The following is a 26,999-nucleotide window of genomic DNA, read 5'->3' as shown; positions in this document are numbered from 1 at the left end:
GGACGCGCGCTCGGCGCCGGGGCGTCAGCCCCGGATGACGCGCAGCGCCTGGGCGGTCGCGAGGGCGGCCTCGGCCGCCTCGGCGCCCTTGTCCTCCTTCGAGCCGGGCAGGCCGGCCCGGTCGAGGCCCTGCTGCTCGTCCTCGAGGGTGAGCACGCCGAAGCCGACGGGCTTGCCCGTGTCGAGCGCCACCCGGGTGAGGCCGTCGGTGGCCGCCGCCGAGACGTACTCGAAGTGCGGGGTGCCGCCGCGGATGATGACGCCGAGGGCGACGGCGGCATCGGCCCCGTTCTCGAGCGCGGCCTTCGCCACGACGGGCAACTCGAACGAGCCGGGCACGGCGTACTCGACCACGGTCGCGCCCGAGGCCTCGAGCACGCGGCGCGCGCCGGCGAGGAGGCCCTCGCTGATGGCGGTGTGCCACTGGCCGGCGACGATCGCGATCGTCAGGCCGGTGCCGTCGACGACGAGGGTGGGGCTTCCGGCTCCGCTCATGCGGTGCGTCCTTCCATCTGGGCGTACACGGGTGCGCTGGTGATGCTATCGGGCAGGCGGTGGCCCATGCGGTCGCGCTTGGCGCTGAGGTAGCCCTGGTTGTCATCGCCGACGCCCACGAGCAGCGGCACGAGGGAGGAGACCTCGATGCCGTACTGGGTCAGCTGGCGCTGCTTCTCGGGGTTGTTCGACAGCAGGCGCACCCGCGAGACGCCGAGGTCGCGCAGCATGTCGCTCGCGGCCTGGTAGTCGCGCGAGTCGGCGGGCAGGCCGAGAGCGAGGTTGGCATCGAGGGTGTCATAGCCGTCCTCCTGCAGGCGGTAGGCCTTGAGCTTGTTGATGAGGCCGATGCCGCGGCCCTCGTGGCCGCGCATGTAGAGCACGGCGCCGCCCTGGCGCTGGATGACGTCGAGCGCGGCATCGAGCTGGGGGCCGCACTCGCACTTGAGCGAGCCGAAGGCCTCGCCCGTGAGGCACTCCGAGTGGACGCGCACGATCATGTCGTCGTGGGGCATCCCGCTCACGATCGCCACGTGGTCGGCGCCCGTCTTGCGGTCGCGGTAGGCGCGCATCGAGAACGCCCCGTGCGTGGTCGGCACGGTCGTGGCCACCTCGAAGGAGACGCTGCTGAGCGCCTCGGCCGCAGCGCCGGGAGCGCCCGCCGCGAACTCCTCGCCCGACTCCAGGTAGGCGAGCAGGTCGACGATGGTGATGACGACGACGCCCTCGCGCGCGCCGAACTCGATGAGCTCGGGCAGGCGCATCATCTCGCCGTCGTCGGCCACGACCTCGCCGATGACGGCGACGGGGCGCAGGCCGGCGAGCCGCATGAGCTCGATGGAGGCCTCGGTGTGACCGGCGCGCTCCCGCACGCCGCCGTCGACCGCCCGCAGCGGGATGATGTGGCCGGGGCGGATGAGGCTCGCGGGGGTCGATGCCGGGTCGGCGAGCACGCGCAGCGTGTGCGCGCGGTCGCGGGCGCTGATGCCCGTCGAGATGCGGTCGGCCGCGTCGACGCTCACCGTGTAGGCGGTGCGGCGCGGGTCCTCGCTGTTCTCGACCATGAGCGGCAGCTCGAGCGCGTCGGCGAGCTCGTTGGTCATCGGCGCGCAGAGGTAGCCGCTGGAGTGCTTGACCGTCCAGGCCACCCACTCCTGGGTGGCGAGCTCGGCGGCGAGGATGATGTCGCCCTCGTTCTCGCGACCCTCGTCGTCGGCGACCAGGACGGGCTTGCCCTGTCGCAGCGCGGCCAGCGCCTGGGGGATGCTTCCGATGCTCATGCGGGGATCCTTCCGTCGAAGCGCGCCAGTCGCGCTACGTGTCGAGCGAGGATGTCGGTCTCGATGTTGACGAGCTCGCCGACGGTGCGGCGGCCGAGGGTGGTGCGCTCGAGGGTCTCGGGGATGAGGGAGACCTCGAACCAGTCGTCGCCCGCGGCGCTCACGGTGAGCGAGATGCCGTCGACGGCGATGGAGCCCTTGTCGACGACGAGCGGAGCGTGGGCGGCGGCGAGCGCGAAGCGCAGCACGCGCCAGGTGCCCTCATCGCGCACCTCGAGCAGCTCGGCGGTGCCGTCGATGTGGCCCTGCACGATGTGACCGCCGAGGCGGTCGCCGACCGAGGCGGCGCGCTCGAGGTTGACGGTCACGCCCTCGGCCCACTGGGCGGGCGCCGACATCGCGAGGGTCTGACCCATGACGTCGGCGGTGAACCAGTCCGGGCCCTGCTCGACGACGGTGAGGCAGACGCCGCTGACGCTGATGGAGTCGCCGGTCGAGGCGTCGCTCACGGCGAGCGGGCCGCGCACGGTGACGCGGCCGGCGTCGCCGTTCTTCTCCCAGGCGAGGATCTCGCCCAGCTCTTCGATGATTCCGGTGAACATGCGGGTCACTCCTGGGGTGGGGTCGGTCGTGCGGTGACGAGGATGTCGTCGCCGAGAGTCTCGATGCGGTGGATGCTCAACCGCAGCGCCTGCGACATCGTGCCGATGCCCAGGTCGTCGATGGCGGTGCGCGGTCCGCCGAGCAGCAGGGGGGCGAGGTAGATCAGCACCTCGTCGGCGAGGCCGGATCGCAGGAACGCGCTCGCGAGCGTCGGGCCGCCCTCGACGTACAGGCGGCGGATGCCCCGCTCCTGCAGCTCGGCGAGCCCGCGCTCGAGATCGCGGTGCCCGAGCTCGACGAGCCCGGCCGGGTGCCGGCGCAGCGCGGCGTCGGCGGGCACGGGCGTGGTGCCGAACACCACGGGCAGCGGCTGGTGGCCGAGCATCGCGCCGCCGTCGCCGCGCGCGGTCAGGGTCGGATCGTCGGCGAGCACGGTTCCCGTGCCGACCGCGATGGCGTCGTGCGCCGCGCGCTGCTCGTGCACGCGCTGCCGCGCGGCCGCGCCCGTGATCCACTGGCTCGTGCCGTCGGCGGCCGCAGCCCGGCCGTCGAGCGTCGACGCCCACTTGACCGTGACGAAGGGGCGACCCAGTCGGGCGCTCGTCAGCCAGGGCCGCAGCAGCTCGGCGGCGGCCTCGGCCTGCGGGCCCGCCTCGACGGCGATGCCCGCGGAGCGCAGGCGCTCGGCGCCGCCGCCGGCGACCTCGCCGGGGTCGGGGAGGGCGTAGACGACCCGGGCTAGACCTGCATCGATGAGCGCCTGGGCGCAGGGCCCGGTGCGGCCGGTGTGGTTGCAGGGCTCCAGGGTGACGACGGCCGTGAGGCCGCGAGCGTCGGCGACCTTCGACAGCGCGTCGACCTCGGCGTGGGCGGTGCCCGCCCCGCGATGCCAGCCCTCGGCGATGATCTCGCCGTGAGCATCCAGCAGCACGCAGCCGACCTGCGGGTTGACGCCGACGGCGGGGCCCCGGGCGGCGAGCTCGAGCGCGCGGCGCATCGCGGCGTCGACGCGCGCGGCGTCGATCGTGGCGGTGGCGGTCATCCCGGGGTCCTTGCGCTCGTGGGCGGCGCATTCCGGGGTCGCGAGCAGGCGGCATGGATCTGCCGTCCGCGCACTCCTCCCATCCGGACTCTCACCGTCGGTGCTGGAATTCCACCAGCTCAACCGTCCCCGTCTCCTCGGCCCGAGGGCTGAGGCAACGGTCGCGGGTCGCGGACTATGACCGCCGGCTCGGACTTTCACCGACCCCGGAGTGCGTTACGTGTTGCAGTGTATTGAACGCAGTCGCCCCTGGGTTATTCCCGTACGCGGCCTGAGAGCTCCGATGCCGGCTCGGGCGCCGACTCGACCGGTGCGACGGTCGTCTCGAGCAGGGCCCGCGCGCTCCCCTCGTCGATGATGAGATCGGTGACGAGCTGCGCGGCGAGCGCGCCCAGCAGGCCCGGCAGCTTCGAGAGGCCCGAGACGACGCAGACGCGGCGGGGGATGCGGCGCAGCACCTCGAAGTCCGGGCCGGTCGCCCGGGCGTTCAGGGCGATGCCCTCCGTCGATCCGTCGGCGCGGAAGAACACGGTGGCGACATCGCCGACGACGTTCTGCTCGCTCAGCGACTGGTAGTCGTCGGGGTCGAGGTAGCCGCCGATGTAGACGTGGCTCGGGATGTCGGCGAACGGCGAGCCCACCCCGAACAGGGCGATGTCGAGTCGGGCCTGCATGTCGAGCACCCGGCGCATGCTGCGCTCCTGCCAGAGGTGGCGGCGCGTCTCGGGGGAGTCGAAGAAGGCCGGCACCGGGAACTGCTGCAGCCGCGCGGAGTACGACTCGGCGAAGCGCCGCAGGATCTCGCTCGCGTAATCGATGCCGGTCGTGTGGGTGTTGCCCGCTCCGTTCAGCTGCACGATGTCGCTGTTGTGCGTCTCCTTGGGGGAGAGGTGGCGCGAGATCGCGCTCATCGTGGAGCCCCAGGCGACCCCCATCGACATGTTGGAGTCGAAGTACTGGTTGAGAATTCGTGCAGCACCGCGGGCCACGCGCTCCTGCCGGTCGACGTCGGAGGAGCCGCCGGGAACGGGGACGACGTGGGCGCTGACCCCGAACCGGCGGACGATCTCGCGCTCCCACCGCGTCGACATCTCCAGGGGGGAGCGGATGCGGATGTCGACCAGTCCCGATTCCCGGGCATAAGTCAGCAGGCGGGAGACCGAGGAGCGCGAGGTGCTGAGCTCGCTCGCGATGGCGTCCATGGTGAGGTCCTGCATGTAGTAGAGGTGCGCGGCGCGCAGCGCATCGCGCATCTTGACGCTCGGCGGCGGTGCAGCGGGCACAGCGACCTCCGTTCTATCTGCACATTCGTGCAAACGATGTGGACGACTTCTCTCGTTCGCACCACGATTGTCTCACCGCCGGTCGCCAGACGGCGGGAACAGGAGAGTGATCACCGATGCCCACGCCGACCCCGCCCGCCGAAGTCCGCGATACCGTCGCCGCGCTGCGCGACCGACCGCACGCCGACGTCCTCGTCATCGGTGCCGGCATCAACGGCATCGCCACCTTCCGCGACCTCGCCCTCAACGGCGTCGACGTCGCCCTCGTCGAGCGCGACGACTACGTCTCGGGCGCCTCCGCGGGCTCGTCGCACATGATCCACGGCGGCATCCGCTACCTCGAGAACGGCGAGTTCCGCCTCGTGCAGGAGTCGGTGCACGAGCGCAACGCCCTCCTGCGTCTCGCGCCCCACTACGTGCGGCCGCTGCCCACCACCATCCCGATCTTCTCGACCTTCTCCAGCCTGCTCCGCGCGCCCTTCCAGTTCATCGGCATCAAGCCGAAGCCCGGGGCCCCGAAGAAGGAGCGCGGCGCGCTCATCATCAAGGTCGGCCTCACGATCTACGACACCTTCTCGCGCGACGGCGGCCGGGTGCCCCGTCACCAGTTCCGCGGCGCGAAGGCCTCCAAGCAGCTGCTGCCGAAGCTGCGCAGCGACGTCAAGTACACGGCCACCTACTACGACGCCTCGATGCACGACCCTGAGCGCCTCGGTCTCGACGTGCTCTACGACGGCATCGCCGCGGGCGACAACTCCCGCGCATCCAACTACGTGACCGCGGTCGGCATGACCGAGGGCGGGGCGGTGCGCCTGCGCGACATGCGCAGCGGCGAGGAGTTCGAGATGACCGCGAAGGTCGTCGTCAACGCATCCGGCCCCTGGACCGACCTGACGAACGCCGCCCTCGGCGACGCCACCCGCTACATGGGCGGCACCAAGGGCTCGCACGTCGTGCTCGACAACCCCGAGCTCTACGAGGCCTGCAACGGGCGCGAGATCTTCTTCGAGTTCACCGACGGCCGCATCGTGCTCATCTACCCGCTCAAGGGCAAGGTGATGCTCGGTACCACCGACCTCGAGCACGACATGAACGAGCCCATCCGCTGCACCGAGGAGGAGGTCGACTACTTCTTCGACCTCGTGAAGCACGTCTTCCCCTCCATCGCGGTCGACCGCTCGCAGATCGTCTTCCGCTTCTCGGGCGTGCGGCCGCTGCCGCGCAGCGACGCCGGCTCGACCGGTCAGATCTCGCGCGACTACCGCATCGAGAAGGGCAGCCTCGGCGGCACCCCGGTGCTCAGCCTCGTCGGCGGCAAGTGGACCACCTTCCGCGCCCTCGGCGAGCAGCTCGGCGGCCTCGTGCTGGAGACCCTCGGCCGCGAGCGCACCGTCAGCACCGACGGCCGGCTCATCGGCGGGGCCGTCGGCTACCCGACCACCGACGCCGAGCGCGCCGCCTGGCTGTCGAAGCACGGCGCCGTCGTCGGCCGCGAGCGCGCCGACACCCTCCTCGACCGGTACGGCACGAGCGCGGAGGCGATCATCGCCCGCATCGCCGCCGGTCAGGATGCTCCGCTCGCCTCGAACGCGGACTACAGCCGTCTCGAGATCGAGCACCTCGTCGAGACCGAGCAGGTCGTCCGCCTCGTCGACGTCGTGCTGCGCCGCACCTCCCTCGCCTTCACCGGCCAGGTGACCGCGGCCCTGCTCGACGAGCTCGCCGAGATCGTCGGCGGCGTGCTCGGCTGGAGCCCGGAGGAGCGCGCCACCGAGCGCGCGGCCGCCGCGGACTACCTCGCCGACCACCACGGTGTGCAGGTCGATCACGCGCAGGAGGCCCGGTAGAGCATCCTGAGCATCACGACGGGGCGATGATGCCCCGAAGGATTCCGCCCGCGGCCCCCGGGTCGTGAGCGGAAGCGCCCCGGCCCCGGTCGGAGCGCGCCCCTCCCGGCCGGGACCGCGGCCGGGAGGACCACCCTGAACAGAGGAAGAAGTCAACGTGGACAATCTCGCAGTGGTACTCCTATCGGAAGTCGTAGGAACCGCCATGCTCCTGCTGCTCGGTGCGGGCGTCGTCGCCAACGCCGTTCTGGCCAAGACCAAGGGCAATGCCGGCGGATTCCTGATGATCAACTTCGGCTGGGGCCTCGCGGTCTTCGCCGGTGTGACCGTCTCCTACGCCTCGGGCGCGCACCTCAACCCTGCCGTCACGATCGGACTCGTCACCAACGGTGCGACCGAGTTCGGTCAGGGCGTGCCGGTGAACCTGCTCTCGATCCTGGGATACATGGGCGCTCAGCTCGTCGGAGCCTTCATCGGCGCCGTGCTGGCCTTCCTCGCCTACAAGCAGCACTTCGATGAGGAGCCCGACGCGGGCACCAAGCTCGCCGTCTTCTCGACGGGCCCCGGAATCCGCGGCTACGGCTGGAACGTCGTCACCGAGGTGCTCGGCACCTTCGTGCTCGTCTTCGTCGTCATCGGCTTCGGCCGTGCCGAGCCCGGAGCCGGACTCGCCGCCCTCGGCGCTCTGCCCGTCGCCCTGCTCGTCGTGGGCATCGGCGCCTCGCTCGGTGGCCCGACCGGCTACGCCATCAACCCGGCCCGTGACCTCGGCCCGCGTCTGGCGCACGCCATCCTGCCCATCAAGGGCAAGGGCTCGAGCGACTGGGGCTACTCCTGGGTGCCGGTCGTCGGTCCGCTGATCGGCGGCGCTCTCGCCGGTCTCGCGGCCACGGCCCTGCTGCCCATCCTCTAGCGGTCGACGACGGCGGATGCCCGGCGCGGGCATCGTGCAGGCTCGCGCCTGGGCATCCGCCCCCCGTCGCCTCGTCCGCGCCTCGCCGTGCGCCCGCACGACCCGCACGCGCACCACCCGATCAGCGTCACCCCCGCCGGCCTGCCGGCATCGATAACGAAGGAGTTCTCACCCTCATGGCCACTTACGTACTCGCCATCGACCAGGGCACCACCAGCACCCGCGCCATCATCTTCGACCAGAAGGGCTCGATCGTCTCGAGCGGTCAGATGGAGCACGAGCAGATCTTCCCGAAGGCCGGCTGGGTCGAGCACGACCCGATGGAGATCTGGGCCAACACCCGCGAGGTCATCGGCCAGGCGCTCTCGAAGGCCTCGCTCACCCGCCACGACATCGCCGCCGTCGGCATCACCAACCAGCGCGAGACCGCCGTCGTCTGGGACAAGAACACCGGCAAGCCCGTCTACAACGCCATCGTCTGGCAGGACACCCGCACGCAGTCGATCGTCGACCGCCTCGCGAAGGACGGCGGCGTGGAGCGCTTCAAGCCGACCGTCGGCCTGCCGCTCGCCACGTACTTCTCCGGCACGAAGATCGTCTGGATCCTCGAGAACGTCGAGGGTGCCCGCGAGGCCGCCGACAACGGCGACCTGCTCTTCGGCACCACCGACACCTGGGTGCTGTGGAACCTGACCGGCGGCACCGACGGCGGCGTGCACGCCACCGACGTGACCAACGCCTCGCGCACGCTGTTCATGGATCTCGAGACCCTGCAGTGGGACCACTCGATCCTCGAGGCCTTCGGCGTTCCGGCGTCGATGCTGCCGGAGATCAAGTCGTCCTCCGAGGTCTACGGCACCGTGCACGGCAGCTCGCTGCTGCGCGAGGTGCCCGTGGCGGGCATCCTGGGCGACCAGCAGGCGGCCACCTTCGGCCAGGCGGCGTTCGACGCCGGCGAGTCGAAGAACACCTACGGCACCGGCAACTTCCTCATCTTCAACACCGGTGAGGAGATCGTGCACTCCAAGAACGGTCTGCTGACGACCCTCGGCTACAAGCTCGGCGACGCGAAGCCGCACTACGCGCTCGAGGGCTCGATCGCCGTCACGGGCTCGCTCATCCAGTGGCTGCGCGACAACCTCGGGATCATCGGATCGGCCCCCGAGGTCGAGACGCTCGCCAACACCGTCGAGGACAACGGCGGCGCGTACTTCGTGCCCGCCTTCTCGGGCCTCTTCGCCCCGTACTGGCGCTCCGACGCGCGCGGCGCCCTCGTGGGCCTCACGCGCTTCGTCAACAAGGGCCACATCGCGCGGGCCGCGCTGGAGGCCACCGCCTTCCAGACCCGCGAGGTGCTCGAGGCCGTCAACGCCGACTCGGGCGTCGACCTCACCGAGCTCAAGGTCGACGGCGGCATGATCGCGAACAACACGCTCATGCAGTTCCAGGCCGACATCCTCGGCGTGCCCGTCGTGCGCCCCGTCGTCGCGGAGACGACCGCGCTCGGCGCCGCCTACGCCGCGGGTCTCGCCGTCGGCGTCTGGGGCTCGCTCGACGAGCTGCGCGCCAACTGGCAGGAGGACTCGCGCTGGACCCCGTCGATGGATGCGGGCGAGCGCGACCGCCAGATCCGCCTCTGGAAGAAGGCCGTCACCAAGACCTTCGACTGGGTGGACGAGGACGTCAACTAGTCCCCTCGCGGGACTCCCCTCCGCAGTGGTGGTAGCTGCGGAACGGCGGGCGGGGCGCTTCGGCGCTCCGCCCGCTTCGGCGTGCGGGGGCGCCGTGCTCCGCCCGTACCGTGCGGGGCGGCTAGGGCGCGACGTGGGCGGACAGCTCCCGCAGGCTCGTGATGCGCGGCACGGCGAGGGCGCCGCCGGCACTCGCGGCCTCGGAGGCGAGCGCGCTCGACAGCTCGCCGCGGTCGAGCCAGAGGCCGAGCATCCCGGCGTCGTGCGCGCCGACGGCGTCGGTGCGCAGCCGATCGCCGACGTAGGCGCACGCCGCGACGTCGACGCCGAAGGCGCGTGCGGCCGCGTGGAAGATGCCGGCGGCGGGCTTCGCGACGCCGACCTCGCCCGAGGCGATGACGTGCTCGATGCGGTCGACGAGTCCGATCGCGACGAGCTTCTCGGTCTGGAAGTTGATGTCGCCGTTGGTGACGATGCCGAACCGGATGCCCGGCACCCGCCGTTCGAGCGCCTCGAGCATCGGCAGCACGTCGTCGTAGAGCGCCCACCCCGCGCGGTACCCGTGCATGTACCCCTCGAACCAGTCGAGGGCCTCGGAGGGCGAGGGCGCGATGCCGTACGGAGCGAGGAAGCCCCGCACCCGCTCGCGCCTCTGCTCGAGGAAGTCGAGCTCGCCCGTCAGGTACCGGGCGTAGTGGTGCTCCTCGAGCTCGCGCCAGCGCGCGAGCTCGGCATCCCCGTCGGCCGCCGCGAGGGCCCCGCCCGCCGCGGCGCGGGCGGCGTCGAGTCCGTGGGCGACTGCACGCGAGTGGGTCATGAGGCAGTCGTCGAGGTCGAAGAGCATGACGCTGATGCGCCCGGCCGGGCGGCCTGAGCTCGGCGGGCGATCCTCGCCGCTCACCCCAGCACGGGCCATTCCGCCGCGGGCTGCACCGAGCTGAGGTGCTCCCGCCGCAGCACGGCGCGCCAGCCGCCCTCCTCCTGGCCGGGGCGAACGTTCGAGATGCGGCCGGTGCCGTCCCAGCGGAACCCGGTGCGCTGGGCGACGAGGGCCGAGCCGAGGTTGCCGGCCGTGGCCTCCCACCGCAGCTCGTCGACGTCCTCGTGCGTGAAGACCCAGTCGATGACCGCGGCGACGGCCTCGGTCATGACGCCCTCCCCGCGGTGCGAGGCTCCGAGCCAGTAGCCGATGTAGCCGCGGGCGCGCTGCCAGGCGACGACGCCCATGAGCGGGACATCCGGAGCGCGCCGGATGCCGAAGACGTACTCGATGTCGTCGCGCCACCACTCGGGCACGAGCTCGAGCACGAAGCCCTCGGCGTGGAACCGCTCGTACGGCACGGGCACCGGCACGAAGCGCTGCAGCTGGGCGTCCTGGCAGGCGGCGTAGACCGCGTCGACGTCGGCGGCGCGCGGCGCGGACAGGGTGAACCGCGGCGTGGTGAGGGCGACGGGCTCCACGCGCTCAGCCCCGGGGCAGGAACCCGACGGCGTCGTAGACGCGAGCGAGCGTGGCGTCGGCGATGGCGGATGCCCGCTCAGCGTTGATCTTCAGCAGGCGGTCGAGCTCGCCCGGGTCGTCGAGCAGCTCCAGCGACCGCTGCCGGATCGGCCGCAGCTCTTCGACGACGGCCTCGGCCACGGCGCCCTTGAGCGCGCCGTACTGCTGGCCGGCGAAGGAGTCGACCAGGGCATCCACCTCGGTGCCGGTGACGATCGAGAGGATCGTCAGCAGGTTCGAGACGCCGGGCTTCTCGACCGGATCGAAGCGCACCACGCCCTCGCTGTCGGTGACGGCCGACTTGATCTTCTTGACGATCGCCTTGTCGTCGTCCAGCAACCACACGATGCCCTGCGGGCTCTCGCCCGACTTCGACATCTTCGAGCCCGGGTTCTGCAGGTCGTAGATCTTCGCCGTCTCCTTCAGGATGCGCACCTCGGGCACGACGAGGGTGTCGCCGAAGCGCGAGTTGAAGCGAGCGGCGAGGTCGCGGGTGAGCTCGATGTGCTGGCGCTGGTCCTCGCCGACGGGCACGACGACGGCGTCGTAGAGCAGGATGTCGGCGGCCTGCAGGATGGGGTAGGTGAAGAGCCCGACCGAGGCGGTGTCGACGCCGCCGCGAGCCGACTTGTCCTTGAACTGCGTCATGCGGGCGGCCTCGCCGTAGCCCGTGATGGTGTTGAGCACCCAGGCGAGCTCGGCGTGCGCGCGCACGTGCGACTGCACGAACAGGGTGGAGTGCTCGGGGTCGATGCCCGCGGCGATGTACTGCGCGGCGGTGCGGCGCGTGCGCTCGCGCAGCTCGGCCGGATCCTGCGGCACGGTGATCGCGTGCAGGTCGACGACGCAGAACACGGCGTCATGGCTCGCCTGCATGTCGCGCCACTGCAGCAACGCGCCGGCGTAGTTGCCGATGTGCAGGCTGGCGGCGGAGGGCTGCATGCCCGAGAACAGGCGGGGGAGGCTCATGGGTCCAGTCTTCCAGCGCGCTGGAGCTTTGGCGAACGCATCGCGTTCGCGCGACGCCAGCGTCGACGCGGCCGTGCCGTGTCGGTCAGGCCCGATCGGCGGTGGACGCCCCAGCCCCGGGTTGTCAGATCGCGTAGTCGACGACCACCGGCGCGTGGTCGCTCCAGCGGGTGTCGTACGAGGCGGCGCGGTCGACGCGGTAGTCGACGACCCGCTCCGCGAGGGCCGGGGTTGCGACGTGGTAGTCGATGCGCCAGCCGGTGTCGTTGTCGAAGGCTTGGCCGCGCTGCGACCACCAGGTGTACGGCCCGTCGACCTCGCCGGCGTGCCGGCGCCCGACGTCGACCCAGCCGAGGCCGGGGCCCGTCGAGCCGTCGACGCCCTCGACCGTCTCGCCCGCGGGCCCGAAGAACCGGTCGAAGTAGGCGCGCTCGCGGGGCAGGAACCCGGCGTTCTTGCGGTTGCCGCGCCAGTTCTTGATGTCGAGCTCGCGGTGGCCGACGTTGAGGTCGCCGACGACGAGGGCGAGCTCGCTGTGCGCGGCGAGCAGCGGGAGCCGCTGCTCCATCGCGTCGAGGAACTTCCACTTCTCGTCCTGCTTGGGGGTGTCGACCTCGCCGGAGTGCACGTAGCAGCTCACGACCGTCAGGCGGGTGCCGTCGATGTCGAGGTCGGCCTCCAGCCAGCGGCCCGCCGAGTCGAAGTCGTCGGGGCCGAGCTCCACCCGGTGGGCGTCGAACTCGCGCCGCGCGGCGATGGCGACCCCGGCGCGGCCCTTGGCCGTGGCGGCGTCGTGCAGGATGCTCCAGCCCTCGCCCAGCAGCCCGCGCACGTCATCGGTGGAGGCCCGCACCTCCTGCAGGGCGAGGACGTCGACGCCCCGCGCATCCAGCCACTCGCCCATGCCCTTGCGGTAGGCGGCGCGGACGCCGTTGACGTTGACGGAGGCGATGCGGAGCGGTGCGGACATGCCGACCATCCTAGATTCGACCGCCGACAGGGATGCCCGGAGCGGGCGCCGCCGGCGATCGCGCGCGGCGGATCAGCGACGCAGCAGGCGCCCCCAGAACCCGCGCTTCTCGTCCGAGGGCTCCGAGTGCGCGGCGACGAGCGCCCGCGCGGCTTCGAGCCGCTTCGCCTCGAGCTCGGGGTCGAGCACGATCGCCGCATCCTCGACGCCGACCGCGATCCAGGCCGCGGCGATCAGGATCACCTGGCAGACGAGGTTGAAGAAGATCAGCAGTCCGATGATGACGGCGAAGGAGGCGAGCAGCGGGTTGGAGGTCGCGCCGCCGAGGAGGACTCCGCTGAGCACCTTGAGCGCGCCCAGCCCGGCCGCGCCGAGCAAGGCGCCGGTGCGCAGCCGGGCGAAGGGGATGGGGACGCCCGCGAGCACGCGGTACAGCGCGGCGAGGACGACCGCGTCGAGGGCGAACATCACGACGAGGGAGACGATGCGCGAGAGCACGATCGCGATCGGGGTCTCGCGCAGCCCAACGAGCCCGAGCACGAGATCGGTGGCCTGCGTCCCGACCACGCTCAGCACGGCGGAGAGCACCACGAGCGCGCCGAAGCCGACGGCGAGCCCCAGGTCCTTCAGGCGCAGCAGCAGCACGTTGCCCTCGACCGCGGGCAGTCCGAAGAGCGCGCGCACGGCATCCCGCGCCGATGCGAGCCAGCCGAGCGCGGTCACCAGCAGTCCGACGAGGGCGATCACGCCGCTGAGGCGGAACACCCCGGCATTGAGCAGGTCCTCCGGATCGATCGCGCCGCCGCCCGTGCCGTCGTCGATGAGCCCCGGCACGCTCTCGCTGAGGATGGCGATGAGGCTCTGCCGCAGACCGACGTCGCCGGTGAGCACGAGACCGGCGATCGAGAAGCCGACCCAGATCGCGGCGAAGACGGCGAAGATCGCCTGGTAGGCGAGACCGCTGGCGAGGATGGGCCCGCGCTGCGAGCCGTAGTGCATGAGCACCCGCACGGCCCGCCATCGCATGACCCGCTGCACGAGCGCGCCGATGCGGGCGCCGATCCCGGGATGCTCCGCCTCGGGCATCCCGTCACCGCGCGCGCCGCCCTGCTCGGCGCTCAATGATCGGGGGGCGCTGCGCGTCTCGGCCATCGTCCAACCCTACCGAGGCGGGCCTTCTCAGTAGTTCTGCGGAGAGGGGTTGACGAACCCTCATCGCGGGAGGAGGGTAGACCGCACGTTCTCACCGGGGGGTGATTCGATGGATGGAGTCGCAGTGCCGCGGCCCGCTGCAGCGCAGGGGGCGAGCAGCATCTCGGTCGCGCGCCTGCGCTCCCTCCTCCTCTGGGCATTCGCGCTCGCCGTCGTCGGCGCACTCCTGAGCGTCCTCTGGCCGACCGACCGCGCCGCGGCCGCCGAGCGCCACCCCGCCGGCATCGGCTCCCTGCTCGGTGATGTGGGCGACGGCCTGACGTCCGTCGTCGACTCCACTACCGACGTCGTCGATGCGACCGTCACCGGCACGGTCGCCGTGGTGGATGCCGCCGCCCCCGTCGCCGCCCCGATCACGCAGGTCGTGGTCGAGCAGGTCGCCGCTCCGCTCACCGCGGTCGTCGACACCACCGCCGACTCCGCCGTCGGCGCCGTCATCGGCACGACGGCCCCGGTCGTCGAGGCGGTCGACGAGGTCGTCGACGGTGTGATCGACGTCGTCCCCGGCCTGCCGGAGGCTCCCGGCGTCGGTGCTCCGGCGCCCGTCCCGACGGCTCCCGATCTCGGCCCGGAGCCCGGCCTCGCGCCGCCCGCCGCCGGCTCCGAGACGCCCGCATCCGAGGTCGTCGACACCGTGCCCTTCCCGTTCTCGTCGATCGTCGGCGCGACCGGCGTCGCGATCGCGCCCGAGCCGACCGTGCCGTCCGACACCTCGACCGTCGTGACGGGGAGCGCTGCACTCGCGGCCGCCACCGCGTCCTCCGCGTCGATCGTCCGCGGCGGCGGCTCCGACCCGGCCGCCCGCGGTCCGCTCCTCGGCGAGCCGATGGCGGCCCCCGCGGCGACGGCGTCGGCGAACGCTCCTGCGGCCGGGCTCGGCGCGGCGACTCTCGACGGCGCCGCCGATCTGCGACTCGATTCCTCTCGCACGGCCCCGCCGCGCGACGACCGGCTGCCCGCCGGTCCCTGCTCCTACTCCACTCCGTCTCCCGACTGAGAGCCGATGCGCTCGTGCGCGCCCTCGCGGCCCACGAGCACGCGCATCCATCGGCCGTGCGCGCTCGCGCCGGCATCTCTCAGAACGCAGACGAAGGAGTACGACCATCATGTCCAGATTCATCACCAAGGCGCTATGGAGCGTCGTGATCGCGGGCGGCATCAGCGTCGCCGGCGCCACGGCCGCCTCTGCCGCCGAATCCAGCGGCGACGACTCGCTGCTCGGAGGGACCGTCATCGGCGGTCTCGTCTCCATCCCCGTGTCGGTCGGCGACGTCTCGCTCGGCCTCATCGGCGACTCGTCGACGGGGGGCTCGTCCGCTCCGGCGGCCGCACCCGCTCCGGCGCCCGCGCCGGCACCGGCGACCTCGAACGGTGCCGACTCGATCGGCGGAGGAACGGTCGCCGCACCCGTGGTGAGCATCCCGATCTCGATCGGCGACGTCTCGCTCGGCCTCATCGGCGACTCCTCGACCGGAGGGTCGTCGGCTCCGGCTCCGGCTCCGGCGCCCGCTCCTGCGCCCGTTCCGGCCGCGCCCTCCACCTCGACGGGGGACGACTCGGTCGGCGGCGGCACGGTCGTCGCCCCGGTCGTGACCGCGCCGATCTCGGTCGGCGATGTGGCGCTCGGCGTGATCGGCGACGCGACCACCGGCGGCTCCGGTTCCGGCACGGGTGGTGACGCGGCTCCGGCCCCGTCGGCTCCCGGTTCGGGGTCGAGCTCGGGCGATGACAGCCTGGGTGGCGGCACGGTCGTGTCGCCCGATGTGATCGCGCCGATCTCGGTCGGCGATGTGGCGCTCGGCGTGATCGGCGACGCGACCACCGGCGGCTCCGGTTCCGACACGGGGGGTGACGCGGCTCCGGCCCCGTCGGCTCCCGGTTCGGGGTCGAGCTCGGGCGATGACAGCCTGGGTGGCGGCACGGTCGTGTCGCCCGATGTGATCGCGCCGATCTCGGTCGGCGATGTGGCGCTCGGCGTGATCGGCGACGCGACGACCGGCGGCTCCGGCTCCGGTTCCGGCGACGGGATGCTCGGCCTCCCGATCATCGGCGGAGGCTCGGGCAGCACCTCCGGCGACGACGGGATCCTCGGCGGCACCCTGATCGACCCGACCATCTCCCTGCCGATCACGATCGGCGACGTGGCGATCGGGATCATCGGCGACGCGGAGACCGGGACGGACACGGGCACGGACCCCGGCACCGATCCGGGAACGGACCCCGGCACCGACCCCGGGACCGACCCGGGAACTGACCCGGGAACGGACCCCGGGACCGACCCGGGCACCGATGACGGGACGGACACCGGCACCGCCGGTGGCACCGACGACGGGACGGAGACCGGCACCGCCGGTGGCACCGACGGCGGCGTCACGCCCGCGTCGGCCGCCCCCGCCGCGTCCGAGGGTCAGCTCGCGCTGACCGGAGCGGCCCCGGTCGCTCCCGCGCTCGGACTGCTGGGCGCGCTGCTGGCGCTCCTCGGGCTCGGCTCCGTGCTGCTCGCCCGCCGCAGCGCGGCCGTCGCGGCCCGCTAGTCGGCGCGGCGGCCCGGTCGGCGAGGTCGGCCGGGCCGCCCCGCATGACGACGGCCCCGGGATGAGCATCCCGGGGCCGTCGATCGTGCGCGGAGCAGCTAGGGCTTGCCGCGCAGGATGGCCTGCTTGACCTCGGCGATGGCCTTGGTCACCTCGATGCCGCGGGGACACGCCTCGGAGCAGTTGAAGGTCGTGCGGCAGCGCCACACGCCCTCCTTGTCGTTGAGGATGTCGAGGCGCACCTGGGCGGCCTCGTCGCGGCTGTCGAAGATGAAGCGGTGCGCGTTGACGATCGCGGCGGGGCCGAAGTACTGCCCGTCCGTCCAGAACACCGGGCACGACGAGGTGCACGCGGCGCAGAGGATGCACTTGGTGGTGTCGTCGAACCGGGCGCGCTGCTCGATGGTCTGCAGGCGCTCCTTCTCGGGCTTCGAGCCCGCGACGAGGAACGGCTGCACCTGGCGGTACGACTCGAAGAAGGGCTCCATGTCGACGATCAGGTCCTTCTCCAGCGGCAGGCCCTTGATGGCCTCCACGTAGATGGGCTTCGTGATGTCGAGGTCCTTGATGAGCGTCTTGCAGGCGAGGCGGTTGCGGCCGTTGATGCGCATGGCGTCCGAGCCGCAGATGCCGTGGGCGCACGAGCGGCGGAACGACAGCGTGCCGTCCTGATCCCACTTGATCTTGTGCAGCGCGTCGAGCACGCGGTCGGTCGAGTACATCTCGACGTCGAAGTCCTCCCAGTACGGTTCCGCATCCTTCTCGGGATCGAAGCGCCGCACGATGAGGGTGACGGTGAACGCCTGGACGGCGCCGACCTCGGCGGCCGGGGTTGCAGTGGCGGTCGCCATCAGTACTTCCTCTCCATGGGCTGGTAGTGGGTGATCACGACGGGCTTCCAATCCATGCGGATGTGGTCGCTGGCGTCGGCGCTGTGCGCGTCGCCCGTGAGGTACGCCATCGTGTGCTGCATGTAATCGGCGTCATTGCGGTCGGGGAAGTCGTCGCGCATGTGGCCGCCGCGGCTCTCCTTGCGGTTGCGCGCCGAGTAGACGACGACCTCGGCGATGTCGAGCAGGAAGCCCAGCTCGATCGCCTCGAGGAGGTCGGTGTTGAAGCGCTTGCCGCGGTCCTGGATCCCGATGTTCTGGTACCGGTCGCGCAGGCGCTCGATGGTCTTGGTGACGCTCTCGAGGCTCTCCTCGGTGCGGAAGACCTGGGCGTTCTTGTCCATCTCCTCCTGCAGCTCCTTGCGGAGCACCGACACGCGCTCGGTGCCGGTCGAGGTGCGCAGGCGCTCGACGAGCTCGCGGACCTCCTTGGCCGGGTCCTCGGGCATCGGCACGAACTCGGCGGTGCGGGCGTACTCGACCGAGTAACGGCCGGCGCGCTTGCCGAAGACGTTGATGTCGAGCAGCGAGTTGGTGCCGAGGCGGTTCGAGCCGTGCACCGAGACGCACGCGCACTCGCCGGCGGCGTAGAGGCCGGGGATGACGGTGTCGTTGTCGCTGAGCACCTCGGCCTTGATGTTGGTCGGGATGCCCCCCATCGCGTAGTGCGCGGTCGGCATCACCGGCACGGGCTCGTGCACGGGGTCGACGCCGAGGTAGGTTCGCGCGAACTCGGTGATGTCGGGGAGCTTGGTCTCGAGCACCTCGGCGCCGAGGTGGGTGCAGTCGAGCAGCACGTAGTCCTTGTTGGGGCCGGCGCCGCGACCCTCCGCGACCTCCTGCACCATGCAGCGCGAGATGATGTCGCGCGGCGCCAGGTCCTTGATCGTGGGGGCGTAGCGCTCCATGAACCGCTCGCCGCTGGCGTTGCGGAGGATCGCTCCCTCGCCGCGCGCGCCCTCGGTGAGGAGGATGCCGAGGCCCGCGAGCCCGGTCGGGTGGAACTGGAAGAACTCCATGTCCTCGAGCGGGATGCCCTTGCGCCAGATGATGCCGACGCCGTCGCCCGTGAGGGTGTGCGCGTTGGAGGTGGTCTTGTAGATCTTGCCGAAGCCGCCGGTGGCGAAGACGATGCTCTTCGCGCGGAACACGTGCAGCTCGCCGGTGGCGAGCTCGTAGGCGACGACGCCCGCGGCCTTGCCCTCGTTCATGACCAGGTCGAGCACGTAGTACTCGTTGTAGAACTCGATGCCGAGCTTGACGCAGTTCTGGAACAGCGTCTGCAGGATCATGTGGCCGGTGCGGTCGGCCGCGTAGCAGGCGCGGCGCACGGGCGCCTTGCCGTGGTCGCGGGTGTGGCCGCCGAAGCGGCGCTGGTCGATCTTGCCGTCGGGCGTGCGGTTGAAAGGCAGGCCCATGTTCTCGAGGTCGATGATCGCGTCGATGGCCTCCTTCGCGAGGATCTCGGCCGCGTCCTGGTCGACGAGGTAGTCGCCGCCCTTGACGGTGTCGAAGGTGTGCCACTCCCAGCTGTCCTCCTCGACGTTGGCGAGGGCGGCGGCCATGCCGCCCTGCGCGGCGCCCGTGTGGGAGCGCGTCGGGTAGAGCTTGGAGATCACGGCGGTCTTGGCGTTGGGGCCGGCCTCGATGGCGGCGCGCATGCCGGCGCCGCCGGCGCCGACGATGACCACGTCGAACTCGTGCTGGTGCACGACCGGCGCGGCGGGGGAGGTCATGGTGTCAGTCATCAGAGGTCCTCACAGAACGATGCGACGAGAGCGGGGTCCGCGCCGGCGGGGCACGGGTCGAAGGTGTAGATCACGAGCGTGCCGAGGATCACCAGGGCGGCGGTCGAGACGGCGATCGCGCCGAGCAGGATGCGGCGCACCTGGGGCTTCGCGACGTAGTCGTTGACGATCGTGCGCATGCCGTTGGCGCCGTGGATCATCGCGAGCCAGAGCAGCGCGGTGTCCCACACCTTCCAGAACGGGTCGGCGAGCTTGCCGGCGACGAAGGCGAAGTCGATCTGCTTCACGCCCTCGCCGAGGAAGAGGTTGACGAAGAGGTGGCCGAAGATCAGCACGACGAGCACGACGCCCGATGCGCGCATGTAGATCCAGCCCCACTTCTCCCAGTTGACGCCCGTGCGGGTCGTCGCGTACGGGCTGCGGGGTGCGTCGATGGTCGTCATGATCAGCCTCCGAAGACGTGCATGAGGTGGCGGGGGGCAAAGCCGATCATCAGGACGGCCCAGGTGCCCAGCACGCCGTAGAACATGGCGCGCTGGTAGCGGGTTCCGACGCCCCAGAAGTCGACGAGGATGATCCGCAGCCCGTTGAGCGCGTGGAATCCGATCGCGCCGACGAGGGCGAGCTCGCCGAGGCCCATGATCGGCGTCTGGTACGAGCCGATCACGATGTTGTAAGCCTCGGGGCTGACCCGCACGAGCGCGGTGTCGAGGATGTGGACGAGCAGGAAGAAGTAGATGGCCACGCCGGTGATGCGGTGGAGCACCCACGACCACATCCCCTCGCGGCCGCGGTACAGCGTTCCGGCGAGTCGAGACGGTCGGGGAGCGGGGATGGTCGGGGGTGCGGAGCCGACGGCTCCTGCTCCCGTTACCTTCGCTGGCACGAGAAACCCTCCTCAGGGCAGGGACGACGGGCGCAGGATTCTGCGTCCATGAGATCCGGTGATGCCCGGACCGAGCTCGACTGGTGGCCGCCGATGACTGAAGTCTACGTCGACTTATCTGAGTGCTCGGGATGCTCCGCTGACGACCCCCTCGAAAACGGGAGCGCGCCCGGCGATGCGTCGCGAGCCGAGCGCCACTAGGGTTTCGCCCTATGGAGCGACTCGAAGGACCCCTCGCCGACTTCCACGCCATCATCCCCGCGGGCGGCGTCGGATCGAGGCTCTGGCCGCTCTCGCGGGCCGAGGCGCCCAAGTTCCTCCACGACCTCACCGGCAGCGGCCACACGCTCCTGCGCGACACCTGGCAGCGCCTGCTGCCGCTCTGCGGCGAGGACGGCATCACGGTCGTCACCGGGCGGGCCCACCGCGGGGCGGTCGAGAAGCAGCTGCCCGAGCTGCGCGCGCAGAACATCATCCTCGAGACCGAGCCGAAGGACTCCTCGGCCGCGATCGGACTCGCGGCGGCCATCCTGCACCGGCGCAACCCCGACGTCGTGATCGGGTCGTTCGCGGCCGATCACGTCATCTCCGACGCCCCTCGATTCCGCGCAGCCGTCGCCGAGGCGGTCGCGGTCGCCCGCGCCGGTTACATCACGACGATCGGCATCACGCCGACCGAGCCCTCGGTGGGCTTCGGCTACATCCGCTGCGGCGCCGACCTCGACGTCGACGGGGCGCCGCACGCCGAGCTCGTCGAGCGCTTCGTCGAGAAGCCCGACCTCGACACGGCGACGGCGTACGTCGCCTCCGGCGACTACCTCTGGAACGCGGGCATGTTCATCGCCCGGGCCGACCGGCTGCTCGCCCAGCTGGCGGAGACGCACCCCGAGCTGCACGACGGCCTGCTGCAGATGGCCGAGGCCTGGGACACCCCGAAGCGCGACCGCGTCGTCGACGCCATCTGGCCGATGCTGACGAAGATCGCGATCGACTACTCCGTGGCCGAGCCCGCCGCGGCGGCCGGGCGCCTCGCGGTGGTGCGCGGCGACTTCCCGTGGGACGACGTCGGAGACTTCTCCTCGCTCGCGAAGCTGCTCTCGGGCGGTCGCACCGGCGACCTGGCGATCCTCGGCGAGGGCGCGCGCGTGCTCGCCGACTCCTCGAGCGGCGTCGTCGTCAGCCAGAGCCAGCGGCTCATCTCCCTCATCGGGGTCACCGACATCGTCGTCGTCGATACGCCGGACGCCCTGCTCGTGACCACGCGCGAGCACGCGCAGCGCGTGAAGAGCGTCGTCGACGCCATCAAGCTCTCCGGTCGCAACGACCTGCTCTAGCGCACCCGAGAGCCCGGAGCGGCGTCCGCCCGGCGCGCCCCCACCTGCTCATCCGAGCACTCCTGCGCGCATCCACCGGTTCGAGCCCTGGATTTCCGCGGAATTTCGGGCGCGTCGCATCTTCGTAACGCTTGCATCACCCGGCCCCTCCGGCACTGCTCAGCGGGCCCGCTCACCGCTAACGTGTAGCCACACAGCCCCAGCGCCCCTCGCTGGGCACCTTTTTGGAGGACACAGTGAACTTCACTTCCCGTAAGGCCGCGGTCAGCGGTCTTGCCATGCTCGGCGCGAGCGCGCTCGTGCTCGCCGGGTGCGCCGCGGCGCCCGAGGAGGGCGGCACCGCCGGCCCCACCGACGAGGCGCTCGACTTCCTTCCCTGCATCGTCTCCGACGCCGGCGGGTTCGACGACCGCTCGTTCAACCAGGCCGGCTTCGAGGGCCTCGAGCGCGCAGCGGAGGAGCTCGGCGTCGAGTTCACCGATGTGCAGTCGCAGGACGAGAACGCCTACGGCCCCAACGTGCAGAGCCTCGTCGACGAGGGCTGCGACCTCATCATCACGGTGGGCTTCCTGCTCGAGGAGGCGACAGCCGAGGCCTCCGCCGCGAACCCCGACATCAACTTCGCGATCATCGACTCGGCCGTCGAGGGCGACAACGTCAAGCCGATCCAGTTCGACACCGTCCAGGCGGCGTTCCTCGCCGGCTACGCGGCGGCGAGCTACTCCGAGACCGGTGTCGTCGGCACCTTCGGCGGCCTGCCCATCCCGCCCGTCACGATCTTCATGGACGGCTTCGTGCAGGGCGTCGAGTACCACAACAAGGTCAACGGCACCGACGTCCAGGCCCTCGGCTGGGACTTCGAGGCGCAGGACGGCGCCTTCACCGGCGGCTTCGACGCCGGCACCGAGGCGCTCACGGTGGCGCAGGGCCTGCTCGACCAGAACGTCGACGTGCTGCTGCCCGTCGGTGGCCCGATCTACCAGTCGGCCGCCGAGGCCATCCGCGACTCCGGCCGTGAGGTCGCCCTCCTCGGCGTCGACTCCGACGTGTTCGAGACCGACCCGAGCGTCGGAGACCTCCTCCTCACCTCGGTGCTGAAGAACATCAGCAACGGCGTGTACGACGTCGTCATGGCCGCCGGCGAGGGCAACTTCGACAACTCGCCCTACGTCGGCACCCTCGAGAACGAGGGCGTGGGCCTCGCCCCGTTCCACGACTTCGAGTCGCTCGTCGACGCCGAGCTCCAGGCGCAGCTCGACGAGATCACCGCCGGCATCGTCGACGGCTCGATCGAGGTCAGCTCGCCGGCGTCGCCCGGTCAGTAGTCCGAGCCAGTTCCATCCGGGGGAGGCCAGCGCTGCTGGCCTCCCCCGGCCCGTTCTCCGGGCTCCCGCCGCCGCTCGCCGACGGGGATCCTGCTCAGATGCGCGCATCCCTGCTCATATCGCGGTGGCTGCGCTCCCGTACCATTAGCCGCAGGGCACGCCGCGGTCGCCCTGCTGCGGCCTGCGGAACCCGGAACACCACCACTCGCACAGCGCCGGCCCACCCACGGCGCGGGAAGGCGCGGAGCATGAAACTCGAGCTTCGTGGCATCACCAAGCGCTTCGGCGCACTGGTCGCCAACGACCACATCGACCTCATCGTGCAGCCCGGCGAGATCCACGCCCTGCTCGGCGAGAACGGTGCGGGCAAGTCCACGTTGATGAACACCCTCTACGGCCTGTACCAGGCCGACGAGGGCGAGATCCTGCTCGACGACCAGGTGCAGGCCTTCTCCGGGCCGGGCGACGCGATGAACGCGGGCATCGGCATGGTGCACCAGCACTTCATGCTCATCCCCGTCTTCACGGTGGCCGAGAACGTCATGCTCGGCAACGAGAAGACGCGCGCGGCCGGTCTGCTCGACCTCGACGCCGCCCGGGCGAAGGTGCGCGAGATCTCGGCCCGCTTCGGCTTCGAGATCGACCCCGACGCCAAGATCGAGGATCTGCCCGTCGGCGTGCAGCAGCGCGTCGAGATCATCAAGGCCCTGTCGCGCAACGCGAACGTGCTCGTCTTCGACGAGCCGACCGCCGTGCTCACGCCGCAGGAGACCGACGAGCTCATGGGCATCATGCGCCAGCTCAAGGACGAGGGCACGTCGATCGTCTTCATCACGCACAAGCTGCGCGAGGTGCGCGAGGTCGCCGACCGCATCACGGTCATCCGGCTCGGGGCGGTCGTCGGCGAGGCCTCGCCGACGGCGAGCAACGCCGAGCTCGCCTCCCTCATGGTCGGCCGCGCGGTCGACCTCACGGTCGACAAGGACACGGCGACGCCGGGCGACGACGCCCTCGTGGTGCGCGACCTCACCGTCACCGACCCGCTCGGCCAGGTGCTCGTCGACGGCATCTCGTTCAGCATCCGCCGCGGCGAGATCCTCGCGATCGCCGGCGTGCAGGGCAACGGGCAGACCGAGCTCACCGAGGCCATCATGGGCCTGCAGCGCCACACGGCCGGCTCGATCTCGCTCGACGGCGCCGAGCTCATCGGCCGCTCCACGCGCCAGGTGCTCGACGCCGGCGTCGGCTTCGTGCCCGAGGACCGCAGCGAGGACGGCATCGTGAAGGAGTTCACGATCGCCGAGAACCTCATGCTCGACCGCTCGACCGGCGAGCCCTTCGTCAAGCGCGGCACCCTGCAGCTCGCCGACCTCGACCGCTTCGCGGAGGAGAAGGTGCGCGAGTTCGACGTGCGCGCGCAGGGCATCACGACCAAGGTGGGCCGCCTCTCGGGCGGCAACCAGCAGAAGGTCGTGCTCGCCCGCGAGCTGAGCCGCGAGCTGCGCCTCTTCATCGCCGCCCAGCCCACGCGCGGCCTCGACGTCGGATCGATCGAGTTCGTGCACAAGCGCATCGTCGCCACGCGCGACGCCGGCGTGCCGGTGATCGTGGTCTCGACCGAGCTCGACGAGGTCGTCGCGCTCGCCGACCGCATCGCGGTCATGTACCGCGGGCGGATCGTCGGCATCGTGCCCGGCGACACCCCCCGCGACGTTCTCGGATTGATGATGGCCGGCGAGACGCCGGCGGAGGTGGCCGCATGAGCGACTCGAACACCACGCCCCCGCACAGCGGTCGCGTTCCCGAGGGCCCCGGCAACGGCCTCCCGGCCGCGCCGACCACGGCCGCCGTCGCCGCCGAGGCGACCGGGCCGCACGATCCCGCGACCACCGGTGCCGCGGCGGGAACCCCGCACGAGCAGCCGAAGTCGAACCAGCTGCTGAAGGAGATCTTCGGCGGCAGCGCGGCCATCTCGGTGCTCGCCGTGGTGCTCGCGCTCGTCTTCGGCGGACTGCTGATCGTCCTCACCGATGAGCGCGTCGCCGAGACCGCCGGCTACTTCTTCTCGCGCCCCACCGACATGCTGCGCGCCGCGTGGGATGCCGTCAGCGGAGGGTACGCCGCCCTGTTCCGCGGGTCGATCTTCAACTACGAGACCGACCGCGGCTTCGCGGTCGCGATCCGCCCGCTGACCGAGACCATCGTTTTCGCCACGCCGCTCATCGCGGCCGGCCTCGGCGTGGCGCTCGCCTTCCGCGTGGGTCTGTTCAACATCGGCGGCCGCGGTCAGATCCTCATCGCGGCAGCCGCCGCCGGCTACGTCGGGGCCTACGTGCCGATGGCGCCGGGCCTGCACCTCATCGTCGCCCTCGTCGTCGGCATCATCGGCGGCGCGATCTGGGGCGGCATCGTCGGCCTGCTGAAGGCGCGCACCGGCGCGCACGAGGTGATCGTCACGATCATGCTCAACTACATCGCGTTCTACCTCATCTCGTTCCTGCTGCGCACGCCGGGCGCGCTGCAGGAGCCGGGGCAGAACAATCCGCAGAGCGGTCCCATCCTCGAGTCGGCGCAGTACCCGAGCCTGCTCGGCCCGCAGTACAACCTCGACATCGGCTTCGTGCTCGTCGTGCTCGCCACGATCTACGTCTGGTACCTGCTCAACCGCTCGGCGATGGGCTTCCAGTTCCGCGCGGTCGGCGAGAACCCGCACGCGGCGCAGACGGCGGGCATCGACGTGAAGGCCGTCTACGTGAAGGTCATGCTCATCGCCGGCGCGCTCGTCGGGCTCGCCGGGGTGCAGCAGGTGCTCGGCAACTTCACCGGGGGCTTCGCCGCGGGTCTCGACGCCGGCATCGGCTTCGACGCCATCACCGTGGCGCTGCTCGGCCGATCCAAGCCCTGGGGCGTCTTCTTCGCCGGGCTGCTGTTCGGGGCCCTGAAGGCCGGCTCGTTCACGATGCAGGCCTCGGAGGGCATCCCGGTCGACATCGTCCTCGTCGTGCAGTCGTTCATCGTGCTCTTCATCGCGGCACCGCCGCTCGTGCGCTCGATCTTCCGCCTGCCGACCCCCGACGGCACGTACCAGTGGCGTCTGCCTCGATTCGCCCGCAAGACGGAGGTGTCCCAGTGACCGCAGCACCCGCAACCGTCGCGCCGGCGACGGCGCCCGAGGGGACGACCAGCCCCATCGTCGTGCGCTCCTGGAAGGCGCCCATCGGCTTCGCGATCTTCACCGTGCTCGCCGTGGTGCTGTTCTTCGCGCTCGGCCGGGGCGACCAGACCACCTCCTTCCGGCTCTCGGAGGGGCGCGACGCCATCCAGCTGCCGGCCCTCGAGCTGCCGCTCATCGCGACGAGCGTCGTCGTGACGATCCTCATGGTCGCGATCACGGTCGGGGCGTTCCTGCTCGTGCGCGCCGCCCGGAAGGTGCCGCTCTGGCTCGTGACGGTGTTCGCCGTGCTCTTCCTGGTGGGCTTCCTCACCTGGGCCGCCGCGGGCGCGACCGTGCCGCTCGTCGGCCTCCTCGCCGGAGCCCTCACCGTCTCGACGCCGCTGATCTTCGGCTCGCTCGGCGGCGTGATCTCCGAGCGCGTCGGCGTCGTCAACATCGCCATCGAGGGGCAGCTGCTCGGCGGCGCCTTCATGGCCGCGCTCGTCGCCTCGGTCACCGGCAACGTGTGGCTCGGCCTGATCGGCGCGATGGTCGCCGGCGCGCTCGTCTCGTTCGTGCTCGCCGCCTTCGCGATCAAGTACTTCGTCGACCAGGTGATCGTCGGCGTCGTTCTCAACGTGCTCGTGCTCGGCCTGACGAGCTTCCTCTACTCGACGGTCATGGTGCCGAACCCCGACCTGTTCAACTCGCCGGCCCGCTTCGAGCGCATCGCGCTGCCGCTGCTCAGCGACATCCCCGTGCTCGGGCCGATCCTGTTCCGCCAGACGGTCATCGTCTACCTGATGTACATCGCCATCGCGCTGGTCTGGTTCGGCCTGTTCAAGACGCGCTGGGGCCTGCGCCTGCGCGCCGTCGGCGAGCACCCGACGGCCGCCGACACCGTCGGCATCAACGTGCGCGGCACGCGCTTCTGGAACGTGCTTCTCGCGGGCGCGATCGTCGGCGGGGGCGGCGCGTTCTTCACGCTCGCGGCGATCGGCAGCTTCGGCAAGGACATGACGAACGGCGCCGGCTTCATCGCGCTCGCCGCCGTCATCTTCGGCCGATGGGATCCCATCAGGGCCACGCTCGCCGCGCTGCTGTTCGGCTTCGCGACCAACCTGCAGTCGACGCTGTCGATCGTCGGATCGCCCGTGCCGAGCGAGTTCATGCTCATGCTGCCGTACGTGGTCACCATCGTGGCGGTCGCCGGCTTCGTCGGGCTCTCCCGAGCACCGGCGGCGAGCGGCAAGCCCTACATCAAGGCGTGATGCGCGGGATGCGGCGGGCGCGCAGCGCGCCCGCCATCCCCACCGCGCCCT

General features: G+C 71.2%; 24 protein-coding genes and 1 riboswitch. Of the genes, 10 read left to right on the top strand and 14 right to left on the bottom strand.

Annotated features, from left to right (window positions below):
* Positions 1–24 precede the first annotated feature (24 nt).
* The 5 genes from ribH to OVN18_RS02630 all read right to left on the bottom strand — a co-directional run bounded on the left by ribH (position 25) and on the right by OVN18_RS02630 (position 4,673).
* A complete protein-coding gene (gene ribH, locus OVN18_RS02650; RefSeq protein ID WP_267738017.1) occupies positions 25–495 on the bottom strand; it encodes a 6,7-dimethyl-8-ribityllumazine synthase in 471 nt (156 codons plus the stop codon).
* Complete coding sequence (ribB, locus tag OVN18_RS02645) at positions 492–1,775, bottom strand: 3,4-dihydroxy-2-butanone-4-phosphate synthase (protein WP_267781749.1); 1,284 nt, start codon at positions 1,773–1,775, stop codon at positions 492–494. The genes ribH and ribB overlap by 4 nt, the downstream gene beginning before the upstream one ends.
* Positions 1,772–2,377, bottom strand: coding sequence for a riboflavin synthase (locus tag OVN18_RS02640; RefSeq protein ID WP_267738014.1), 606 nt, complete (start codon positions 2,375–2,377; stop codon positions 1,772–1,774). Before OVN18_RS02640 ends, ribB begins: the two co-directional genes overlap by 4 nt.
* A gap of 5 nt (positions 2,378–2,382) precedes the next feature.
* Complete coding sequence (gene ribD / locus OVN18_RS02635) at positions 2,383–3,420, bottom strand: bifunctional diaminohydroxyphosphoribosylaminopyrimidine deaminase/5-amino-6-(5-phosphoribosylamino)uracil reductase RibD (protein ID WP_267781747.1); 1,038 nt, start codon at positions 3,418–3,420, stop codon at positions 2,383–2,385.
* Between the two features lie 67 nt (positions 3,421–3,487).
* A riboswitch (FMN riboswitch) is annotated at positions 3,488–3,638 on the bottom strand.
* A gap of 36 nt (positions 3,639–3,674) precedes the next feature.
* Positions 3,675–4,673 carry a sugar-binding transcriptional regulator gene (locus tag OVN18_RS02630; protein ID WP_267782871.1) on the bottom strand — a complete coding sequence of 333 codons (999 nt, stop codon included), beginning with the start codon at positions 4,671–4,673 and terminating at the stop codon, positions 3,675–3,677.
* A 146-nt stretch (positions 4,674–4,819) separates the two neighbouring features.
* Between OVN18_RS02630 and OVN18_RS02625 the strand changes: the two genes are divergently transcribed.
* From OVN18_RS02625 to glpK, 3 genes are all read left to right on the top strand, one after another.
* Entirely contained in the window at positions 4,820–6,550 is a 1,731-nt protein-coding gene (locus OVN18_RS02625) for a glycerol-3-phosphate dehydrogenase/oxidase (RefSeq protein WP_267781745.1), read from the top strand.
* A 205-nt stretch (positions 6,551–6,755) separates the two neighbouring features.
* On the top strand, positions 6,756–7,463 hold the full coding sequence (locus OVN18_RS02620) for an MIP/aquaporin family protein (RefSeq protein ID WP_267781743.1): 708 nt from the start codon (positions 6,756–6,758) through the stop codon (positions 7,461–7,463).
* Between the two features lie 176 nt (positions 7,464–7,639).
* Positions 7,640–9,154, top strand: coding sequence for a glycerol kinase GlpK (gene glpK / locus OVN18_RS02615; RefSeq protein WP_267738008.1), 1,515 nt, complete (start codon positions 7,640–7,642; stop codon positions 9,152–9,154).
* 121 nt (positions 9,155–9,275) lie between these two features.
* Here glpK and OVN18_RS02610 read toward each other — a convergent pair whose 3' ends face one another.
* The 5 genes from OVN18_RS02610 to OVN18_RS02590 form a co-directional block, all read right to left on the bottom strand.
* Entirely contained in the window at positions 9,276–10,055 is a 780-nt protein-coding gene (locus OVN18_RS02610; protein ID WP_267781742.1) for an HAD family hydrolase, read from the bottom strand.
* Complete coding sequence (locus tag OVN18_RS02605; RefSeq protein WP_267781740.1) at positions 10,052–10,615, bottom strand: GNAT family N-acetyltransferase; 564 nt, start codon at positions 10,613–10,615, stop codon at positions 10,052–10,054. Before OVN18_RS02605 ends, OVN18_RS02610 begins: the two co-directional genes overlap by 4 nt.
* A gap of 4 nt (positions 10,616–10,619) precedes the next feature.
* Positions 10,620–11,624, bottom strand: a complete 1,005-nt coding sequence (trpS, locus tag OVN18_RS02600; RefSeq protein WP_267781739.1) for a tryptophan--tRNA ligase — start codon at positions 11,622–11,624, stop codon at positions 10,620–10,622.
* A gap of 124 nt (positions 11,625–11,748) precedes the next feature.
* A complete protein-coding gene (locus OVN18_RS02595; RefSeq protein WP_267781737.1) occupies positions 11,749–12,594 on the bottom strand; it encodes an exodeoxyribonuclease III in 846 nt (281 codons plus the stop codon).
* 72 nt (positions 12,595–12,666) lie between these two features.
* Positions 12,667–13,746, bottom strand: coding sequence for a YhjD/YihY/BrkB family envelope integrity protein (locus OVN18_RS02590; RefSeq protein ID WP_267781735.1), 1,080 nt, complete (start codon positions 13,744–13,746; stop codon positions 12,667–12,669).
* 109 nt (positions 13,747–13,855) lie between these two features.
* On the opposite strand from OVN18_RS02590, the gene OVN18_RS02585 reads away from it, so the two are divergent.
* Together OVN18_RS02585 and OVN18_RS02580 are read left to right on the top strand one after the other, a co-directional pair.
* Positions 13,856–14,803, top strand: coding sequence for a hypothetical protein (locus OVN18_RS02585; protein WP_267781734.1), 948 nt, complete (start codon positions 13,856–13,858; stop codon positions 14,801–14,803).
* Between the two features lie 109 nt (positions 14,804–14,912).
* On the top strand, positions 14,913–16,340 hold the full coding sequence (locus OVN18_RS02580) for a hypothetical protein (protein ID WP_267781733.1): 1,428 nt from the start codon (positions 14,913–14,915) through the stop codon (positions 16,338–16,340).
* Positions 16,341–16,438: 98 nt separating this feature from the next.
* Here OVN18_RS02580 and OVN18_RS02575 read toward each other — a convergent pair whose 3' ends face one another.
* From OVN18_RS02575 to sdhC, 4 genes are read right to left on the bottom strand one after another with little or no spacing between them, the layout of a single operon-like run.
* A complete protein-coding gene (locus OVN18_RS02575; RefSeq protein WP_267737999.1) occupies positions 16,439–17,191 on the bottom strand; it encodes a succinate dehydrogenase iron-sulfur subunit in 753 nt (250 codons plus the stop codon).
* Positions 17,191–18,978, bottom strand: coding sequence for a succinate dehydrogenase flavoprotein subunit (sdhA, locus tag OVN18_RS02570; RefSeq protein ID WP_267737998.1), 1,788 nt, complete (start codon positions 18,976–18,978; stop codon positions 17,191–17,193). Before sdhA ends, OVN18_RS02575 begins: the two co-directional genes overlap by 1 nt.
* Positions 18,978–19,421, bottom strand: coding sequence for a succinate dehydrogenase, hydrophobic membrane anchor protein (gene sdhD / locus OVN18_RS02565; RefSeq protein WP_267737997.1), 444 nt, complete (start codon positions 19,419–19,421; stop codon positions 18,978–18,980). The genes sdhA and sdhD overlap by 1 nt, the downstream gene beginning before the upstream one ends.
* A gap of 2 nt (positions 19,422–19,423) precedes the next feature.
* On the bottom strand, positions 19,424–19,756 hold the full coding sequence (sdhC, locus tag OVN18_RS02560) for a succinate dehydrogenase, cytochrome b556 subunit (protein ID WP_267782867.1): 333 nt from the start codon (positions 19,754–19,756) through the stop codon (positions 19,424–19,426).
* A gap of 320 nt (positions 19,757–20,076) precedes the next feature.
* Between sdhC and OVN18_RS02555 the strand changes: the two genes are divergently transcribed.
* From OVN18_RS02555 to OVN18_RS02535, 5 genes are all read left to right on the top strand, one after another.
* Positions 20,077–21,198: a mannose-1-phosphate guanylyltransferase gene (locus OVN18_RS02555; RefSeq protein WP_267781731.1), complete on the top strand. Its 1,122-nt coding sequence runs from the start codon at positions 20,077–20,079 to the stop codon at positions 21,196–21,198.
* Between the two features lie 236 nt (positions 21,199–21,434).
* Positions 21,435–22,523, top strand: coding sequence for a BMP family lipoprotein (locus OVN18_RS02550; protein ID WP_267781729.1), 1,089 nt, complete (start codon positions 21,435–21,437; stop codon positions 22,521–22,523).
* A 248-nt stretch (positions 22,524–22,771) separates the two neighbouring features.
* On the top strand, positions 22,772–24,286 hold the full coding sequence (locus OVN18_RS02545; protein WP_267737994.1) for an ABC transporter ATP-binding protein: 1,515 nt from the start codon (positions 22,772–22,774) through the stop codon (positions 24,284–24,286).
* The gene (locus tag OVN18_RS02540; RefSeq protein ID WP_267781727.1) at positions 24,283–25,656 is read left to right on the top strand and encodes an ABC transporter permease; all 1,374 of its coding nucleotides are present in this window, start codon (positions 24,283–24,285) and stop codon (positions 25,654–25,656) included. The genes OVN18_RS02545 and OVN18_RS02540 overlap by 4 nt, the downstream gene beginning before the upstream one ends.
* Entirely contained in the window at positions 25,653–26,948 is a 1,296-nt protein-coding gene (locus tag OVN18_RS02535) for an ABC transporter permease (protein WP_407666055.1), read from the top strand. Before OVN18_RS02540 ends, OVN18_RS02535 begins: the two co-directional genes overlap by 4 nt.
* Positions 26,949–26,999 lie beyond the last annotated feature (51 nt).

It is taken from the genome of Microcella daejeonensis, assembly GCF_026625045.1.
Lineage (GTDB): Bacteria > Actinomycetota > Actinomycetes > Actinomycetales > Microbacteriaceae > Microcella > Microcella daejeonensis.
The sequence above is the reverse complement of the archived record's forward strand: the minus strand, read 5'-3'. Positions and strand labels throughout refer to the sequence as shown.